Origin of the sequence: Bryobacter aggregatus MPL3 (genome assembly GCF_000702445.1) — a bacterium.
Taxonomy (GTDB): domain Bacteria; phylum Acidobacteriota; class Terriglobia; order Bryobacterales; family Bryobacteraceae; genus Bryobacter; species Bryobacter aggregatus.
In genome coordinates this window covers 3,470,732-3,488,417 of the sequence record NZ_JNIF01000003.1, presented here as the reverse complement: position 1 = coordinate 3,488,417, position 17,686 = coordinate 3,470,732, and the positions used below count along the sequence as shown (strand labels likewise).

16 protein-coding genes are annotated in these 17,686 nt (G+C 59.5%); 6 read left to right on the top strand and 10 right to left on the bottom strand.

What is annotated here, in order from left to right; genetic code table 11:
* Positions 1–3: 3 nt before the first annotated feature.
* From M017_RS0116140 to M017_RS0116130, 3 genes are read right to left on the bottom strand one after another with little or no spacing between them, the layout of a single operon-like run.
* Positions 4–558 (bottom strand): hypothetical protein, encoded by a 555-nt coding sequence (locus M017_RS0116140; protein ID WP_031499165.1) that lies wholly within the window; start codon positions 556–558, stop codon positions 4–6.
* A complete protein-coding gene (locus M017_RS0116135; RefSeq protein WP_051670236.1) occupies positions 555–5,126 on the bottom strand; it encodes an alpha-2-macroglobulin family protein in 4,572 nt (1,523 codons plus the stop codon). Before M017_RS0116135 ends, M017_RS0116140 begins: the two co-directional genes overlap by 4 nt.
* A 5-nt stretch (positions 5,127–5,131) precedes the next feature.
* Positions 5,132–5,758 (bottom strand): DUF1175 family protein, encoded by a 627-nt coding sequence (locus M017_RS0116130; protein ID WP_051670233.1) that lies wholly within the window; start codon positions 5,756–5,758, stop codon positions 5,132–5,134.
* 79 nt (positions 5,759–5,837) lie between these two features.
* Between M017_RS0116130 and M017_RS0116125 the strand changes: the two genes are divergently transcribed.
* From M017_RS0116125 to M017_RS0116105, 5 genes are all read left to right on the top strand, one after another.
* A complete protein-coding gene (locus M017_RS0116125) occupies positions 5,838–6,590 on the top strand; it encodes an SDR family NAD(P)-dependent oxidoreductase (protein ID WP_031499162.1) in 753 nt (250 codons plus the stop codon).
* The gene (locus M017_RS0116120; RefSeq protein ID WP_051670230.1) at positions 6,580–7,521 is read left to right on the top strand and encodes an ABC transporter substrate-binding protein; all 942 of its coding nucleotides are present in this window, start codon (positions 6,580–6,582) and stop codon (positions 7,519–7,521) included. The genes M017_RS0116125 and M017_RS0116120 overlap by 11 nt, the downstream gene beginning before the upstream one ends.
* Positions 7,521–8,564, top strand: coding sequence for an Ldh family oxidoreductase (locus M017_RS0116115; protein ID WP_031499160.1), 1,044 nt, complete (start codon positions 7,521–7,523; stop codon positions 8,562–8,564). The genes M017_RS0116120 and M017_RS0116115 overlap by 1 nt, the downstream gene beginning before the upstream one ends.
* Before the next feature lie 213 nt (positions 8,565–8,777).
* The gene (locus M017_RS0116110) at positions 8,778–9,140 is read left to right on the top strand and encodes a hypothetical protein (protein WP_031499159.1); all 363 of its coding nucleotides are present in this window, start codon (positions 8,778–8,780) and stop codon (positions 9,138–9,140) included.
* 46 nt (positions 9,141–9,186) lie between these two features.
* Positions 9,187–11,946: a TonB-dependent receptor gene (locus M017_RS0116105; RefSeq protein WP_031499158.1), complete on the top strand. Its 2,760-nt coding sequence runs from the start codon at positions 9,187–9,189 to the stop codon at positions 11,944–11,946.
* Here M017_RS0116105 and M017_RS0116100 read toward each other — a convergent pair.
* Both M017_RS0116100 and M017_RS0116095 read right to left on the bottom strand, forming a co-directional pair.
* Positions 11,929–12,111: a type II toxin-antitoxin system antitoxin gene (locus tag M017_RS0116100; protein WP_031499157.1), complete on the bottom strand. Its 183-nt coding sequence runs from the start codon at positions 12,109–12,111 to the stop codon at positions 11,929–11,931. The two genes, M017_RS0116105 and M017_RS0116100, sit on opposite strands and share 18 nt — an antisense overlap.
* A 1-nt stretch (position 12,112) precedes the next feature.
* Positions 12,113–12,979, bottom strand: coding sequence for an SPFH domain-containing protein (locus M017_RS0116095; RefSeq protein ID WP_420313861.1), 867 nt, complete (start codon positions 12,977–12,979; stop codon positions 12,113–12,115).
* Positions 12,980–13,076: 97 nt separating this feature from the next.
* On the opposite strand from M017_RS0116095, the gene rpmE reads away from it, so the two are divergent.
* Entirely contained in the window at positions 13,077–13,343 is a 267-nt protein-coding gene (gene rpmE, locus M017_RS0116090; RefSeq protein WP_031499155.1) for a 50S ribosomal protein L31, read from the top strand.
* Between the two features lie 56 nt (positions 13,344–13,399).
* Here the strand turns inward: rpmE and M017_RS0116085 are convergent, their stop codons facing one another.
* From M017_RS0116085 to M017_RS0116065, 5 genes are read right to left on the bottom strand one after another with little or no spacing between them, the layout of a single operon-like run.
* Complete coding sequence (locus tag M017_RS0116085) at positions 13,400–13,807, bottom strand: hypothetical protein (protein ID WP_031499154.1); 408 nt, start codon at positions 13,805–13,807, stop codon at positions 13,400–13,402.
* Positions 13,807–14,112 carry a hypothetical protein gene (locus M017_RS0116080; RefSeq protein ID WP_031499153.1) on the bottom strand — a complete coding sequence of 102 codons (306 nt, stop codon included), beginning with the start codon at positions 14,110–14,112 and terminating at the stop codon, positions 13,807–13,809. The genes M017_RS0116085 and M017_RS0116080 overlap by 1 nt, the downstream gene beginning before the upstream one ends.
* A gap of 37 nt (positions 14,113–14,149) precedes the next feature.
* Positions 14,150–14,722, bottom strand: a complete 573-nt coding sequence (locus M017_RS0116075; protein WP_031499152.1) for an RNA polymerase sigma factor — start codon at positions 14,720–14,722, stop codon at positions 14,150–14,152.
* 42 nt (positions 14,723–14,764) lie between these two features.
* Positions 14,765–16,639 carry a TonB-dependent receptor gene (locus tag M017_RS0116070; RefSeq protein ID WP_238325924.1) on the bottom strand — a complete coding sequence of 625 codons (1,875 nt, stop codon included), beginning with the start codon at positions 16,637–16,639 and terminating at the stop codon, positions 14,765–14,767.
* Positions 16,587–17,639, bottom strand: a complete 1,053-nt coding sequence (locus M017_RS0116065; RefSeq protein WP_031499150.1) for a DUF58 domain-containing protein — start codon at positions 17,637–17,639, stop codon at positions 16,587–16,589. The genes M017_RS0116070 and M017_RS0116065 overlap by 53 nt, the downstream gene beginning before the upstream one ends.
* Positions 17,640–17,686: the final 47 nt, after the last annotated feature.

Sequence of the window (17,686 nt, the reverse complement as noted above, 5' to 3'; positions counted from 1 at the left end):
CGCTCAGGCCGGAAGCGATTCTTCCGGCTCTTTCACCGTCTTCCCGATATGCAGCAGCAAGGCTGCCCAGGCGCCGATGGCAACCACATAAGCGAGCAATGCCCTTCCCCCAAAGCTCAACGCCTGCCCTGTGAGTCCGTTCACTTTCGGAATCCAGTTCAACAGCGCAGCAGGCACCACCGTCATCAGAATCACAAAGCCAATCGCCACCAGCAAATAGCTTGGCCCCGCCAAGAGCTTCCACTTACCGGCAGCAGCAGAGGGCAGCAGCACCAGCAGCCACAACAACGGAATCAGCAACATCGTCGCAAAGTGATACCCGACAAATGGCACCAGCGCCACGGCTGGCAGCGCCCACTTCCAGTTGCGCCAGTTCCCGAGCCCATAGGCATCCACCACGCTCGCGCCCACCAGCAACACCAGTGCCAACACAAGGTTCAGCCCCACCTGCAAGCCGGTCCCGACTCCCAGGCTCAACCAATACCAGGCCACCGCCAGCAGCACACCCTGTCCGGCAAATTGCACCGAGAACGGCTTCAGAAAATGCTTCCAATTCATTGCTTCACCTCAAGAACAGCAGCGCTGCCCGTTCCCATTTGCTGCGGCTGGTACATCGGTTGGATGCGGGTCGGAGACACCCGGAATTTTCCTGGGTTCACCGCCTTCATCACATAGAAGTACTGCGCCGTGTCGTTAAAGAAGTAGGTCCGGAAGAAGGCCACCCGGTCATCGCGAAATTCGCGTTGCGCCCAGGAATAACGCCACCAGGTCGGCTTGCCCGCCAGATTGATCGTGTTGTCGTTGGTCACCAACTCCATACCCGCCGGAATCGGATCTTCGATCAACACATACTTCCAATCCTTCGCCGTCACATTGAGGAGCACCGCAATCGAATCACCGGGATGGATATCCCCCGACAACGGCTCCAGCGCATAAGTCGTCACGCCGGCATTCTCACGAGGAAGCAGCCGGTAGTACTCGCGCTTCACGGACATCGTCCCGCCCTCGCTCGGCTTGCGGCCTTCCTCCGGGGAATAATACTTCGCCTGCGCCGACCAATACGCGCGCCCCGTACCGCTCACCTTCACCTCAACCTCATTGCTATCGGCGGCTGCAACCGACGCGACATAAGGCTTGAGCGCCATTGCATCGGCTTCCTGAAATTCTCTCGCCAGCACCTCCTTGCCATTCACCAGCACCGTCACCTTGAGATCCGGCTTCAGTTCCCCGCTCACCTTCAAGTAATCCGTCACGCCATAGATCACCATGGCCGTTTGCTTCGTCGAGTTCCACCACTCGCCCTGGTCCTTATGCATCACAAGCCAGGACGCTGCCTTCGGCAACAACGGCGAGCTCGGCCGCTGATGGCTCAGCAGCTTCAGCGCATAAGAGGTGATTTCTGGCGTGATGTCGTCGTTAAAGTCCAGCAACGAATCGCGAGTTCCCGGCCACCAGGCTTCGCTCTCGTTCTGCTTGGCTGCCGCTTCTAGCTCCTGTGCAATCCCCAGAGCCCGCGGATCCTTCAGCCGGTCGAGCGCCAGCCCCAGGAAGGCAAGCCCATAGCTTGACATCTTCGAGCGCTGCTCCCAAACCACATCGACATCCTGCTTGCCGCCCAGCGCATAAGCGATATAGGCCCGCAAATCGACCACCGCATCGGATTGCCGCTTAAACTCGCCACGCAACCACTTCTCGCCACGCTCAATCGCGTCCGGCGAAACCTCATATCCTGCTTCCTTGGCCTGCTTCAACCCCGACACCACATGCGCCGTCATGAACGGATGCGACTCGTCGGTCTTCCACCAGCCCCAGGCGCCATCTCCATGCTGATAGTCATAAAGACGATCGAGCCCGGCATTCACCTTCTTGAACAGCTCATCCCGATTCACATTCGACTTGATGTGCAAATCGTCGAGCGCTTTCGAGACAATCACATTCGGCAAAAAGCTTGACATCGTCTGCTCCGTGCACCCGTAAGGAAACTTCGTCAAATAGTCGAGCGCCCCAAACAAGCTGCCCGCCAGCGACGGGGACACGCTCACTTCGACTGTCCGGTTGCCGGCGCCCGGCGCCTTCAAGACAGCCTTCGCATTCTGCTTCCCGGTCAGAGCACCGCTCGCACCATTGGAGAACAGCGTTCCATAGGACTTGATCGGAATCGTATATTCCATCGCATCGCTCTCTTCGTTCGTGATGCCCTTCGCCGTAATCACGCTTTCCGCGCCAGGCTTCACCCGCACCCGGAACTCTACCTTCTTCGATCCCTTCGCCTCGACATTCACCGTCTTCTCCGCGCCCTCCAGCAACTCAACGCCCGTCGCACTCAGGCTCACCTTCGTGTCCTTGGCTGAGCTGAGATAGTTCTGCACAATCACCCCAATGCTCAGCTCATCGCCTTCCATCAGAAAGCGCGGTGTCACCAGACGCAGCATCAGGTTCTTGCGCACGATCACGCGATTTAGCGTGAGCCCTACCTTCGTATCGGTCGTCACGCCGCGCGCCGTCGTCCGCCACATCGTCAACGCATCGGGGAAGGCGAACTCCACCTTGCCCTTACCGCTCGCATCCGTCACCAGATCGGCGGTCCAGAATGCCGTATCCGGAAACGCCTTCCGCACCCTCGGGTCGCCCACTCGCTCCGGCTTCAACTGCCCCAGGCTCGGCCGCAGCTTCGCCAGCCGCATCGCCCGCTTCCCTGCCTCGCCCCGGAAGTAATAACTCAACGAATTCGACGAATTCACCTCGTTATAGACATTGCCGTAAAAGTAGCCGAGCGGGGTCTGCGTCATATCCTTCTGCACTGCATAGAGTGCCTCGTCCACCACGCCCAGGCTCAGTTCGGCGCGCGCGGGCTGCCCCTTGGAATCCTTCACCTCCACGTTGTAGCGGGCCGGCTCCCCAGGCTTAAACTCCTGCTTGGACGGCACAACGTTGATCGACAACTCTTTCTCAATCGGCGGCACCTTGATCGTCGCCGTTCCCTGATACAGCTTGCCCGCTTTTAGATAGCTCGCCGTCACAAACACCTTGGGCTGATACTCGCTCTTCACCGGCACCTCGATCGTCACCCCACCGGCGCTCGCCGCCTTCACGGCGCGCGAATCGATCACCGTGCGGCACTCCGTAGTGACCCAGATATCAGTATCGGGAGCCGTCGTCAGAATCAGAATCTTCGCCACATCCCCCGGCGCATACTTCTTCTTGTCCGTGATCAGTTTGATCGTCTCTTCGTCCCCGCCATAGATGCCGCCATAGCCGCTCACCCAGGTCCAGGCCTCGTCCTTCACATCGCGCCCCTCGGGCGTCCGCGAAGTCACCGTGAGAATATAGCTTCCGGCCTCGGGCACACGAAAGCTCAGCTTCGCCTCGCCATTTTCAGCCGTTCGCCCACTACTGGTCTCCACAACCGTGTCGCTGCGATGCCCATCCTTGAAGGCATAACGCTTCAGCTCCGCCCGAAAGTCCCCCACAATCGGCTTCGAATCATAGTCCTTCAAAGTCACCGTATAGCTGGCGGTCGCCCCCGGCTCCACCACATACTTGTCCGCCGTCACACTCGCCATGTAGCTGCCATGGGTCGCGATCACCAGGCCATAGCCCGTCACCTCGCGATTCCCCTCATCCATCACCTTTGCTTCCACCCGAAACAGGTAGTCGCGCGCCGCCACAGGCGTTGGCAAACTGATCACCAGTTCGCCTTGATCATTCAGCTTGCCGGTCTTCTCTTCGCCTTGTTCTCCACTAAAGCCTTCCCCACCGCTCTCATCCTCATCGACGGTCCTCTCGGCATCCTCATCGCGCTCATACCAGGGCGGATAATACGGAGCCCGGCGCACGGTATAGGTCACCTTCGCACCCTTGACAGGCTCCCCAAAGAAGTATTTCGCCTGCACCGTCGCATCGACGCGCTCGCCCTGCACCACGCGCGGCTTCGTCGTCCGGATCCTCACTTCGTACTCGGGCTTCTTGTACTCCTCCACATTGAAGCCGCCATAGCTCTCCATCGACCCCGAGCTAAACTTCAACCCGTAATAGCCCAGCCCCGCCGTCATCGGAAGCTCATACTCACCCTTCACGGTCCCGAATTCAGAAACCGAGATTTCCTTGCGAAACACCGGCTTGCCTTCGGAATCCGTAATCTCCGCCGTCACTGCGCGCATCGTCGGCAAATCATAGCCAAAGGCGGCAGGCTTGCGCAGAATCGCCTTGAAGTACACCTTATGGCCGGGCCGGTACACCGGACGATCCGTATACACATAGGTCGTCATCCGATGCCCTTCATCCGGCTGCAGATTGTAAACATTCAGCGAATCAAATGCGACATCCTTGCCCCGGCTTGCGATCACAAACACGTCCGTCGAATCCGCACCGCTCAACTTGGCAAAGCCGCCGAGATCCGTCTTGAACACCCCATGGGACTGCTTTTGTGATCGGAACTCCACATCCACTCCCGCAAGCGCCTGGCCACTGATGCGATCCACCACCCGCGCAATCGCCTGCCCCGGTTGCGTCTTCGTCAACACCGCCATCCCACTTACGCTGAGCAAGGTATAAGCGCGCAATTTCCCGTCGGTCGCCTCCACCAGATACAAACCGGGCTCCGAAACCGGAACCGCCACCGGCTGCTCATCCCAGCGCTGCTTGGTAGAAACCGTCTCTTTCCAGGTCTTCAGCAACTGCCGGTCATTGAGAATCGGAATCGCGGCATAGCTGGTTCCCTTGGTTGCCGGCTCCACTTTGGGCGCCGCTTCCGTCTCCGTGCGTCCGCGAAAACTCGTGCGGGCCTCCGGAGTAAACTGCGCGCGGACAAATAACTGGCTCTTGCTCCGCAGCCTGCACTTCCAGTTCAGGAACTTTGCAATCGCCGTATCTTCTTTCGGCAATTCCGCCACGCGATTGCCAAAGCTATGCGCATCGCTCAACTGGCCGAGAAAGTCCCCCGCCTTCTCCACCCGATAGAGCCGGAAGTCCAGACTCTTGATCCCTTGCGCCCACATTTGAATCAAGGCCTTCTCGCCCGGAGCGAAGGTCTTGTTCGACGTCAACGCAAAATAGGTTCCACCATCCTCCTGAGCCACGACGGGAACCACCACCATCAAAGCCGCAAACAGCAACCAACGCCGCATAGAAATCACCCCTCCAGGATCTTCCACCGATACACACCCTTGAACGCGCCATTGCCAGGCACCGGCCGCCAACGCGGTTGCGGATGTCCCAACAATTCAGATACGCGTAATTTCCGGATCTCTCCGGCGGACTTTTGGATCGGACCCGTATGATACACGACAAATTTGTCGCCATCAGGCTCAATCTGACTCGCCCCCAGGTAAATCATGACATGCCAATTGTCTGGCTGATCGAGTTGTTCATAAAACAACAGATCTCCCGGCTTCGCTCGATCGAGCGTCGCCCCCACCCGCACACAGTTCTCACGCATCAAGGTCTTTGCATCGGCAAAATGACGCATGCCCTCAGACGTCAGAAACAGCGGCCCACTCCGGGTCCGGATGGCGGGAAGGCCCGGCACCCCCGGCAACACATTGCGCTGCATCCAGGCCGCATCATGTTTTGCAAACGATTCGCGGTACGCATAGCGCAACAGCGAGGCGCAATCCTGAATCTCCCGCGGCCGTCGCCCAGGCTCCACATAGAACTGCGATTCCGCCAGAAAAGTGAACCACAGACGGAATGCCGTGCGATCCGCCGGATCCTCCAGCCGGGGAGCAAAGGCAAGCGCGAGCAAGACAATCCAGTACACTACAGGTCCATCCGTGCCGTGAGGATACTACATCCACCGCCGACGGTGTCACCAAGGGTAATAAACTAAAGCCTGCATCATGAAGGCTCTAGAAAATAAAGTTGCCGTTATCACCGGCGCCTCCCGCGGTCTTGGAAAAGCCATGGCCCTCGCTCTCGCCGCACAAGGCGCATCCATTGCCCTTGTCGCCCGCGATGCCGAAGCGCTCGCCGCTGTCGCCACTGAGATCCGCGCCCTCGGCGCCACCGCAGAAACCTATGTCGCCGACGTCACCGATGAGGCCAGCGTCGCCGCACTCGAAAAAGCCGTCATCGAGCGCTTCGGCAAGGTCCAGATCCTTGTCAACAATGCCGGAATGAACCTGCGCAAGAAGATCCACGAGTTCACGCTCGAAGAATGGATGCGCGTCACCAATACGAATCTCACCAGCGTCTTCCTCCTCTGCCGCGCCTTCGTCCCGCACATGAAAGGCCAGGGCTACGGCCGCATCCTGAACATGACCTCGATCATGGCCCACGTCTCGCTCAGTGAGCGCACTGCCTATTCCTCCACCAAAGCCGCGCTGCTCGGACTCACCAAATCGCTCGCCATGGAGCTAGCCCCCGACAACATCACCGTCGTCGGCATCTCCCCCGGGCCCTTCCTCACCGAAATGAATCTCCCCATCTCCACAGATGCCGAAAAGAACGCGATGTTCCTCTCGAAAATCCCGCTCAACCGCTGGGGACAGGTCGAAGAGATTGGCGCTCTCGCCGCCTTCCTTTGCTCCGACAACGCCGGCTTCATCACCGGCACAGACATTCTCATCGATGGAGGTTGGTGTGCGAATTAGTGCAATCCTGCTGTTGAGCCTGTTTCTGCTCGGTTCTTGCAACCAGCACAAGAAGCGCGTCATCGCGGTGATCCCCAAGGCGACGTCCCACGTCTTCTGGGTTGCCGTCGAGAAAGGTGCCAAGGACGCGGGCAAAGCCTTCAATGTGGAAATCGAGTGGAACGGAGCGGCCTCAGAGACCGACTTCTCCCGCCAGATCCAGATCGTCGATTCGATGATCAACCGCCGTGTGGACGGCCTCGCCCTCGCCGCCACCGAGCGCAAAGCGCTGGTTGCCAGCGTCGACCGCGCGATGAAGCAAGGCATCCCGGTCACCATCTTCGACAGCGGCCTCGACACCGACAACTACACCAGCTACGTTGCCACCAATAACTTCGAGGGCGGCCAGTTCGCTGCCCGCGCCATGGCCAAGTTGATCGGCGGCAAGGGCAAGGTTGCCATGGTCATGCACGTCCCCGGCAGCGTCTCCACCTCAGATCGCGAACGTGGCTTTGAAGACGTCATCAAGCGCGAGTTCCCCGACATCAAGATCGTCGCCAGCAACTTCGGCATGTCCGACCGGGCCAAGTCGAGAGCCGTCGCTGAAAACTTCCTCACCGCCAATCCCGATCTCGCCGGCATCTTCGGCTCCACTGAACCCTCGAGCGTCGGCGCCTCGCTCGCCGTCAAGGCACGCGGCCTCGCAGGCAAGGTGAAGGTCGTCGCCTTCGACGCCTCAGAGAGTCTGGTCGAAGATCTGAAGTCCGGCGCCGTGCAAGCGATCGTCGTCCAGGACCCTTACAAGATGGGCTACGAAACTGTGCGCACCCTCGTCGACAAGCTCGACGGCAAAACGCCCGCCAAGCGCCTCGACCTCCCGGCGAAGGTCATCTTCAGCGAAGACGCCAACAAGCCCGAGAACAAACTGCTCCTCTCTCCGGAGTTGAAGTAGTGCCGATCATCGACGCCTCGAATCTCCGCGAACTCTGCTCGGCGCTTCTCGAAGGCGTCGGCGTCAACCTGAGTGATGCAAACTTCGTCGCCTCCGCTCTCGTCGCTTCCAATCTGCGCGGCGTCGATTCGCACGGCGTCGCCCTGCTCCGCTACTATCTCGAACAGCTCGAGTGCGGCGACATGGAAGCCCACGGCGACCCGGAACTCTTGCACAACTCAGGTTGTACTGCCTTGGTCGATGGTCACAACGCCATCGGCCAACTCGTCGCCAAGTTCTGCTGCGACCAGGCCATCGCCCTCGCCATGGACCACGGCTGCGGCATCGTCTCGGCGCGCCACTCCAATCACTTTGGAGCGGCAGCCTATTGGGTCCAGCGGCTCAACGCCGCCGGTTTCATCGGCATCGTCCTATGCAATGCCTCCTCCACCGTCGCGCCCTGGCAAGGCAAGGAAGGCCGCCTCGGCACCAACCCCATCTGCTTTGGCGTCCCCGGTTCCTCTCCCTTCCTTCTCGACATGGCCACCACCACTGTCGCCGCGAACAAGATCTTCAACGCCCACAGTGCGGGCAAACCCGAAATTCCCGCAGGCTGGGCTCTCGATGCCAACGGCGTCCCCACCACCCAAACCGAAGCCGCCTACAAGGGCCTGCTCCAACCCCTCGGCGGCTACAAAGGCTCCGGACTCGCCGTCATGGTCGAAATGCTCTGTGGCGTCCTCTCGGGCGGCGCAATGGCGAATCAGCTCGGCGGCATCCGCTTCCGTGGAACCAAGGTCGACGTCAGCCAGTTCTATCTCGCCCTCGACCCCAAATGCTTCCTCGATCCCGGCGAATACGAGCAGCGCGCGCAATCTCTCACCAACATCCTCAAGGCCGTCGCCCCGGCCACTGGCTACGATGAAGTCCTCGTCGCGGGCGAACCCGAAATCCGCAACGAAGCCACTCGCCGCAAAGACGGAATCCCGCTCGCCCAAGACACCTGGAACAGCCTCAGCGGCTGGGCCAACAAACTCAAGGTCCCGCTGCCATCCGTCACCTAGCCGAGCAGATACAAAATTCCTTCAAAACGGAACGAACAACAATTGTGCGCAGATCCGGATTCCTGCAAGCAATCGTGATCATCGAAAGAAACGCCGTCGTGGCAGGAGCTACAACGGTATCAGGACCTCACCGGCGGCATTCTGCAAGCGGAACGCATCAGTAGTCAGGATGGCAGCTTCCGTTTTCCGTGGCAGCACGAGTACAATCAACAGGTGCGCCGGATTCCCGCAGTTCTGCTGCTCTTCCTCTTCAGCTTCGCGCTGATCGCACCCGCATTGTTTGCCTCCGAGGGCGAATCCCGTCTCCCCGCTTGCTGCCGCAAGCATGGCAAGCACGGCTGCTCGATGAGCAGTTCCGGCAGCAGGGGGCCTTCTTTCTCAAAGCTCCCCAATCGCTGCGCCGCCTTCCCGCAAAAAGCCGAGCTCCCCGCGGACTTCCAGGCCCTTGCCCCCACTCCACGCATCGACGCGCTCACGCTCTACAGCCACCCGGCACGGCCCCCGCAGGTCGAAGCAAAGTACCGCGTCTCGCTCATCCGTTCTGCGCAAAAACGCGGACCTCCCACCCTCCTCTAATCTCCAGCCACATCTCTGCCCACCTTTCGATCCTGAGGAGGATCTCGTGTTTCGTATTTCTATTCTTCTGTTCGTCCTTCCTGCGCTCGCGCAGGACAACATCCAATTTGCCAGCATCGGCGGCCGCGTTCTCGACCCCAGCGGCGCCACCATTGAAAGCGCTCAAGTCCAGGTCCGCAACCTCGAAACGAATCTCAAGCGCGAAGCAAGCACCGGGCCTGAAGGCCGCTTCCGCATTTCTTTCTTAAAAACCGGCCCCTATGAACTCAGCATCAGCCGCAAAGGCTTCACTCCGCTCCTCCGGCAGCTCACCCTCACCGTCGGCAGCACCATCGACCTCGACCTCAGTCTGAAGATCGAAAGCCCAGGTGCCGCCGTCCAAGTCGATTCCGAATCCCCCCTTCTCGAAACCACCCGCAGCCAGGTCGCAGGCACCGTCACCCAGTCCGAAGTCGCCAGCCTCCCGCTCAATGGCCGCAACTTCCTCGACCTCGCGCTGCTCATCCCCGGCGTCTCGCCCACCAACACCGGCAGCAACCAGCTCTTTGCCGAAACCTCTGCCGTCCCCGGACAAGGCCTCTCCGTCTCGAGCCAACGCAACTTCTCGAACAACTTCATCGTCGACGGCCTCTCCGCCAATGACGACGCCGCTGGCTTCAGTGGCATGTTCTTCGGTCTCGGCGTCGTGCGTGAGTTCCAGGTCGTCACCTCTGGTGGCCAGGCCGAGTTTGGCCGCGCCCTCGGCGGAGCCATCAACATGGTGCTCAAAAGCGGCACCAACGCGCTGCACGGCGATCTTTACGGCTACTTCCGCAACCAGCGCCTCAACGCAAACAACCCCTTATCCAACACCAAGCTCCCCAGCACCCAAACCCAATACGGAGCTAGTCTCGGTGGCCCCCTCAAAGCAGACCGCACCTTCTACTTCTTCAATTTCGAACAGCGCAATCTCAACCAGAGTGGCCTCATCACCATTGCCCCGGCGAACGTCGCAATCATCAACCAGCGCCTCGCCGAAACCGGCTACAAAGGCTCTGCCATCACCACCGGCCTCTACCCCAACCCCGTCCACAACACAAACTTCCTCGCCAAGCTCGACCACCAGTTCAGCCAGCGCAACCAGTTCAGTGCGCGCTATAGCCTTTACGATGTCAACAGCCGCAACTCCCGTGGCGCAGGCGCGCTCAATGCCGCCACCTCTTCTGCGGGTCTCGACAATACAGACCAGACCCTCGCCGCCAATCACATCTTCTCGCTGTCTTCCCGCACCATCCTCGAGACCCGCGGCCAGTTCACCCGAAGCAATCTGGCGGCCCTCCCCAGCGACCCCATCGGACCCTCGGTCTCCATCGCTGGCGTCGCCACCTTCGGCACACTGGCCGGCTCTCCCACCGGTCGCAACAACAAGCTCACTGAAGTTGCCAGCACAGCCTCCCACCAAAGCGGCGCCCATAGCCTCAAAGCCGGCACAGACTTCCTCTACAACGACCTCACCATCACTTACCCGCGTTCCGTGCGCGGAGCCTACACCTTCTCCTCGCTCGCCAATTTCCTCAGTGGCGCCTACAACAATGCCGGTTACACCCAAACCTTCGGCAATAGTATCGTCTCGCAAAACAACCCGAACATTGGCTTCTTTGCCCAGGACGAATGGCGCATCCACCCCCGTCTTAGCCTGAACCTCGGTCTGCGCTACGATCTGCAATTCCTCCAAGGCATCGCCACCGATCGCAACAACATCGCCCCACGCGCCGGCTTTGCCTACACGCCCTTCGCCTCGCGCCGCACCGTTCTCCGTGGCAGCTTCGGGCTCTTCTACGACCGCGTCCCCCTGCGCTCGCTCGCCAATGCCCTGCTGTCGAGCAACAACACCACGAACTTCACCGCCACCACACAGGCCAGCCTCAGCCTCTCGCCCACCCAAACCGGCGCCCCCACCTTCCCCAACACTCTGAGCAATCTCCCCACCGGCGTGCTCACCAACTTCACTACCATGAACCCCAAGCTCCAGAACGCCTACTCCACCCAGGGCGGCCTCGAGATCGAACACCAGTTCAGCGCCAAAACCAGCCTCAGCGCCGGCTACCAATTCCTGCGCGGCATCCACCTCATCATGGCGATCAATCAGAACGTACCCACCTGCGTCGCCGCGGGCAACAACAACGGCTGCCGTCCCAACCCCAACTACGCCAACAACAGCCAATACTCTTCGCTGGCCGATTCCAACTACCACGGCCTCCAGGTCGCCTTCTCGCAACGTCCCACCCGCTGGGGCCAATACCGCATCGCCTACACCTACTCACGCTCGATGAACAATGTGGGCGAAAACTTCTTCAGCGGCCCCATCGACAACAGCAACATCTGGCGCGACTACGGCCGCTCGGACGACGACCAGCGCCACCGCGTGGTCGCGAGCGGCGCGCTCCATCTCCTCGGCTTCGAGCTCAGCGGCCTCCTGCAATACTATTCGTCGCTCCCCTTCAACATCACCTCCGGCGTCACCACCATCCAGGGCACCGCTGGACGTCCCATCGTCAATGGCGATTTCATTGGCCGCAACGTCGGCACTGGCAACGATCTGTTCACGATCAACACCCGCCTGTCGCGCCCCATCCGTGTCACCGAGAGGCTGCGCCTCGACGCCATGCTCGAAGCTTTCAACCTGCTCAACCACCGCAACAACCTCGTGCGCAACGGCAACTTCGGCGCTGGCGCTTACCCCTCCGTCCCCTCGGCGAGCTTCAACCAGGTCACCGCGGTCAACGATCCCCGCAGCCTGCAAATCGCGCTACGGCTCCGTTTCTGACGGATCGAGGCGGGGCTCTTTCCAGCGCCCCGCCTCCTTCAATTCCCGCTTCAATAAAAACTCCAGTTGCCCATTCAAACTGCGCAGATCATCGTCCGCCCACCGCTTTAGAAGCTCCAGCGTGTGGGCGTCGATACGCAATAAAAAGGACTTCTTCTCCGCCATTCTAGTGATAGATCGTTCCCGTATTCACCACCGGCTGTGTCGAGCGTTCCCCGCACAACACCACCAGCAGATTGGAAACCATCGCCGCCTTGCGCTCCGTATCTAGTTCCACGATTCCCTTCTTGTTCAACAAGTCCAAGGCCATCTCCACCATTCCGACAGCTCCCTCCACAATCTTCGCGCGAGCAGCAACAATCGCCGACGCCTGCTGCCGCTGCAACATGGCCGTCGCAATCTCCGGCGCATAGGCCAGATGCGAAATACGGCTTTCAATCACTTCGATGCCCGCCTTCGCCACCCGCTCCTCAATCTCCACCTTCAGTTGCGCCGCAATCTCTGCCGCATTGCTCCGCAGCGACATCTGCTTTTCCTCATGCGCGTCATAAGGGAACGAGGTCGCCAGATTCCGCAGCGCGCTCTCACACTGCACCCGGACATACTCATCGTAATTGTCCACTTCAAATAGCGCCTCGGCGCTGTCCACAACCTTCCAAACCACCACCGCCGCAATCTCAATCGGATTGCCGTCATGATCGTTCACCTTCAGGTGCGAGGTCTCAAAATTCCGCACCCGCAGGCTCACCTTCGCCTTCGTCAGAAACGGATTCGCCCAGCGCAATCCTGCTTGCCGCACCGTCCCCTTGTACTTCCCAAAAAGCGTCAACACCACCGACTGATTCGGAGCCACCATAAACAAGCCCCCCAGCGCCACCAGATCGATCAGAATCACCACCGCCGCCAACAGCAGCGTCCCCCAATGGGGCTCCTCTCCACTGCTGCTCACTACAGCAGACACAACAATGGGAATCAAAAGCAGTACCACCAGCGTGCTGATTCCGGGCTTGCTCGGATACTCCGTCTCTTGGATCATGGGCATCTCACTCCTATCAAAATGATATCACTTCAATATCAATTTTCAAGCGAATTGGGAGCAAAGCGCCACTCCGTGCTAGACTGGAACTGTTATGCAAGCTGGCATCCACCCCAATTACCACGAAGTGAAAGTCAACTGCGCCTGTGGTGCGAGCTGGGACACCCGTTCCACTGTGAAGGGCAATGAGTTGCGTCTCGAAATCTGCGCAAACTGCCACCCGTTCTTTACGGGTCGCCAAAAGCTGATCGACACCGAAGGCCGCGTCTCCCTCTTTGAGCGGAAGGCTGCGAAGTCCAAGGCTCTCCAGGAACAGCTTGCAGCGCGCAAAACGAAAAAGGCCGAGACCGTTAGCGCCTAGCTGACTCTCGATAAGATTGAAAAAGGCCCACCGTCTGGTGGGCCTTTTCTCGTTTCCTACACTCCCGGTCCGCTCTCGCGGGCCCTCATTTTCTCTTCGCGTTCCCGCTCCATTTTGTCGAACTCCGCCATCTGCTCCGGCTTCAAATACTTCTTGATCTTCTCCACTTGCACGGCATGGATTTTGTCCATTTCCGGCTTGTAGCGGGTCCGCAGCAAGCGATACTCGAACCGGACTTCATCCAGCGTCTCGTCCAGCTTCTTGAGCTGATCGTCCGTCATGTTCAAACGGGTTTTCATGCTCTCGACATAGCGCTGCCGCCAGTCGTCGTTGTTGTTCACCTGAAGCGCTTTCGCACTCACTGTCTCGGAAGTATAAAGAATCGATCCCAATACTCCGGCGCCCACGCCTGCCCCAAAAATGAGCCCAAAATACAGTGCGACTTTGCCTCTTGAAATCTCCACTATCGATCGCCTCCCCACCTCACGGGTTTCGCCTTGGCGATATACCCGGTATCGAGAAAGTGATCTTCACTGATTTCGTCCGTCAGCTTCTCGATGTAGGCGCGCTGCGGCAGCGGCTTCGGATTTTGATACACCAGAAAGCCCAACACCACCACAACCACTGCCGCGGCACTGGCAAAGCCATTCGCCCAGCGCCAGATGCCTTCCTCGCTCTTGCGCTGCGCATCAATCCGCGCCCAGAGCATTGGCATGAAATTCGGCGTCGCCTCCACCTCAGGACAAGCCTGTTTGTATGCGACGAACAATCGATCTAATTCCTGCTCGTGGTTCACTTTGAATACCTCAAGAATTCTTTTCCTGCGACTTATCAAACGCCTTCAGCACGCGTTGCCGGGCTCGGAAGAGCCTCACCTTCAGAGCACTCTCATTGGCTCCGTAGATCTGCTCCAGTTCCTTGATCGACAACCCTTCCACTTCCTTCAGCATCAGCAGGATCCGATCCTGTTCACTGACGCCGCTCAACAGCCAATGCACAAAATCGCGCATCGTCGACTGCTGCTCGTCTTTCCGGCCCTTGACCTCGCCTGCGGAGGCGTCCGCCATCACCATCTGCGCTTCGCTCAAGTCAGCCATCCGGCTTTCTTTGCGTCGCTTGCTCTTGCGCATATAGTCATACGCGGCGTTCACCGTCAAGCGGTACAGCCACCTGTCAAATAGCTCTGGGCTCGACAACTGCCCCAGTGAGTAATATAAACGCAGAAACACGTCCTGCGCCACGTCCTCGACATCCTCTGGCTTCCCGATCAGGCGCCCGACAATCGCCATGACGCGCTTCCGGCAAAACCCAACCAACTCGCTAAATGCTGCCGCGTCACCAGCTTGGGCGCGCGCAACGAGTTGAGGATCGGCGTTCATAAGGGAAGGCGCATCGATTTGCGCGCTCGTTACAATGGTCGCTTAAATTCGACCGTCCCAACGCAAGCCCACGCGAAACATCAGCGGTCCGCCCGTCTGCGGAAACGGCGTATAACCAGTCAAGATCCGCCGCCCCGCCAGATTCTCCATCCCCAGCGTCGCCGCCAGCCCTTTTCGCAACTCCTGCCGCACCGAAAGCTGCAAAAGCGCATAGCCTGGCAACAGTTGCGCATACGTGTTCCGATCGTCTTCAAACTGCAATCCAGTGCTGCGCATCCCCAACGTCACCAACGTGCCGTACTTCCCACTCCGGTACCAGGTCGCTTGCGCCGATCCCTGATGCTTGGCCACCTGCGGCACTCGTTCTCCCGTCGCAAAGCGGGAATCGGCAAACAAATACGACGACTGGAAACGCACCTGGCGAATCCTCTTATCCAGCTCCGCCTCCATGCCCCGAATCGTTGCCGCCGCCGCATTCTGCCGCTGCCGGACGATCGCCGTCGAGCTGCTCGAAAGCGTCACATTCGTAATCAAATCGGAGACTTCCTGATAAAAGCCCCCGGCGCGAATCGTGAAGCTTTCGGCATGATAATCAAGGCCCGACTCCACTGCCCACAGCTTCTCCGGACGCAGATTTGCATTCGCCTGCGTCGTTGTATTTCCTGCGCGAAACTCGCGGTACAACTCATTCAAGGTCGGAGCCCGGAAGCTGCGATAAGAACTCGCCCGCCACCGCCACGGCCCCTTGCCATAGGCCAGACCCGCCGAAGGCTGATAGAAGTTCCCCGCCCGGCCCGCAAATTGCTCGCGCGACCCGAAGAACACCTGCAACTTGCCAAAGCGCGCATCGCCCTGCGCAAAGATACCGCGCTGCGTCTGCGTTCCACCGCCCGTGCGCAATCCCGACGGCAAACCATTCGTGATCACCGTTTCATTGCTGACTCCATCGACATTCTGCACATCGGAGCCCACCGTCCAATTGAAGCGTCCCGGCCGCCCCTTCAGATATCCCCCACCGCCAAATGCGGTCGAAGGAACACTCTGAAAACTCGTCAGTCGCTCGCTATTCCGATCCGCCGCAATCGTCGAAAAGCTCTGGTGGTATTGCTCACGCGAGTGATAGCCGGTCAACCCCAAGCTCATCGTCCCAAAATCCCGCGAATAGTTGCCGCTCAAGGTCCCCAAACCGGTCGAATTCGTCTGCAGCGGCGTCCCATTCGCCCGCTCCTCGGCCAGAATATCGATTTTGAGGCTCAATCGCTGCACGGCCGTCGAATAATCGGTCTTAAAAGCACCCGCCGCAAAACGCACATTTGCGGGCGTATCCACGCTCCCGGCCCGCTCCTTCGGCACAATCAGATATCCGTCCGTATCAAAAGCCCGGAAGAATCCGCTAAAGCCAAATTTTCCCACCACATGCGAGAATCCCGCCGACGGCTGCACCGTACCCAGATTGCCGCCCTCCATCCCGATGCTGAGCCGCAGCGGCTCCGCCGGCCGTGTGAACAAAGCCACACTCCCCGACATGGTCCGGTCGCCAAACAGGCTGGTCGTTGCCCCGCGCGTCACCTCCGAGCGCTCAATCTCCTCAGCAGGCACTCGTGTCCAATAGATCCAGCCGCCAAACGGATCATTGAGCGGCACCCCATCCCACAGCACCAGGGTCCGGCTTGCTCCGGTCGATCCGACGCCGCGCAAAGAAACCCCCTGCGTCGTCGGGTTCGCCGTGATGCTCGAATTCCGCCGAAACAAAGAGAATCCCGGCACCATCCGCAGCCGGTCATCGAGATTCACCCCCGGCGCTTTTTCGATGTCCAGCTTGTCCAGCGTCGAAATGGCCGCTGGGCTTTCCTGCTCGATTCGCTCAAAAACCGTGACGCTCGTCCGCACCGGCGGCACCGTTTTGGGCGCCTCCACCGGCTCCTGGCAAATGCAAATACCCGCTGCGCAGACTAAGGATAAAAAGATTCGAATCATCGTAGGGAACTTCGGCAGCTTCTTGCTTCACAACTGCAAGAAGCTTAAGAACAGTATATGCGTCGTTCCGGTCCAAAACCGCGATTTCGGCCCCTCCCGCCTGAAACACAAACTTCGCCTGCTGAAAGCTCAACTGCCACACCAGAAAGGCGGCCACTTCCACCAGCCGTTCCAATTCCGGCGACCCGCAATCAAACCACAGCCGCAACAATTCGTCCGAATGCGATTGTGTCGCCTTCACAATCCAATCCCCGCCCCGGGCACTCTTCCCCCAGGCAATCCGCCGCCAGTCGTCCCCGTCCACATACTCCCGCAGATGGCTGAATTCCGGATCGTTCGGTCCGGACATACCCGCCGCTCGCTGCGCCACCGCAGCCAGAATCTCATCGAACCCGGGCTGCCCGGCGATGGAGGGATAAACAGCCCGGCTCACTGGAGCCAACACGCGCGCCCGCCGCACACTGAACCCGAACGGAAAGCGAGTCGACAACTCCACCATCACAGGCGCCGGAATGCCCCGCTGCTCCCAATGCATCGTCACACCGAGAACCACCGTCTTGTTTCCAGGCACACAAGGCACAGAGAAGCGTGCGCCTCCCGGCACAACCACCTCCAGGGCAAAGCTAGCCAACCAGCTTTTGCGATTCTCCAGCGTCAACTGGCAGGCCAGCGGCTCTTTCGCCAAAGGATGCGGCGGCAAATCAAGCCGAACTTCCAGCCCCGCCAGCATCAAACGATTCACAAAGCTCGAAATCAAAATCGAAGCCAGCAGCAAACTAAACAGCAGAAAAAACACATTCTGCGAGGTGGTGAACGAAAGCACACCACTCGCCAGCAGCAGCGCCACCATCATCGCGCCCAGTGGTGTGACCTTATGGCGAATCCCCTCTTCCCAGCGGCTCCGCAGTCTCTCCCGCCAGCCCGTGGATTTCGTCCCCATCCTCCCAAGGTAGCTGACGCGATTTCCCCCCGCTTTACGCTGCTTCA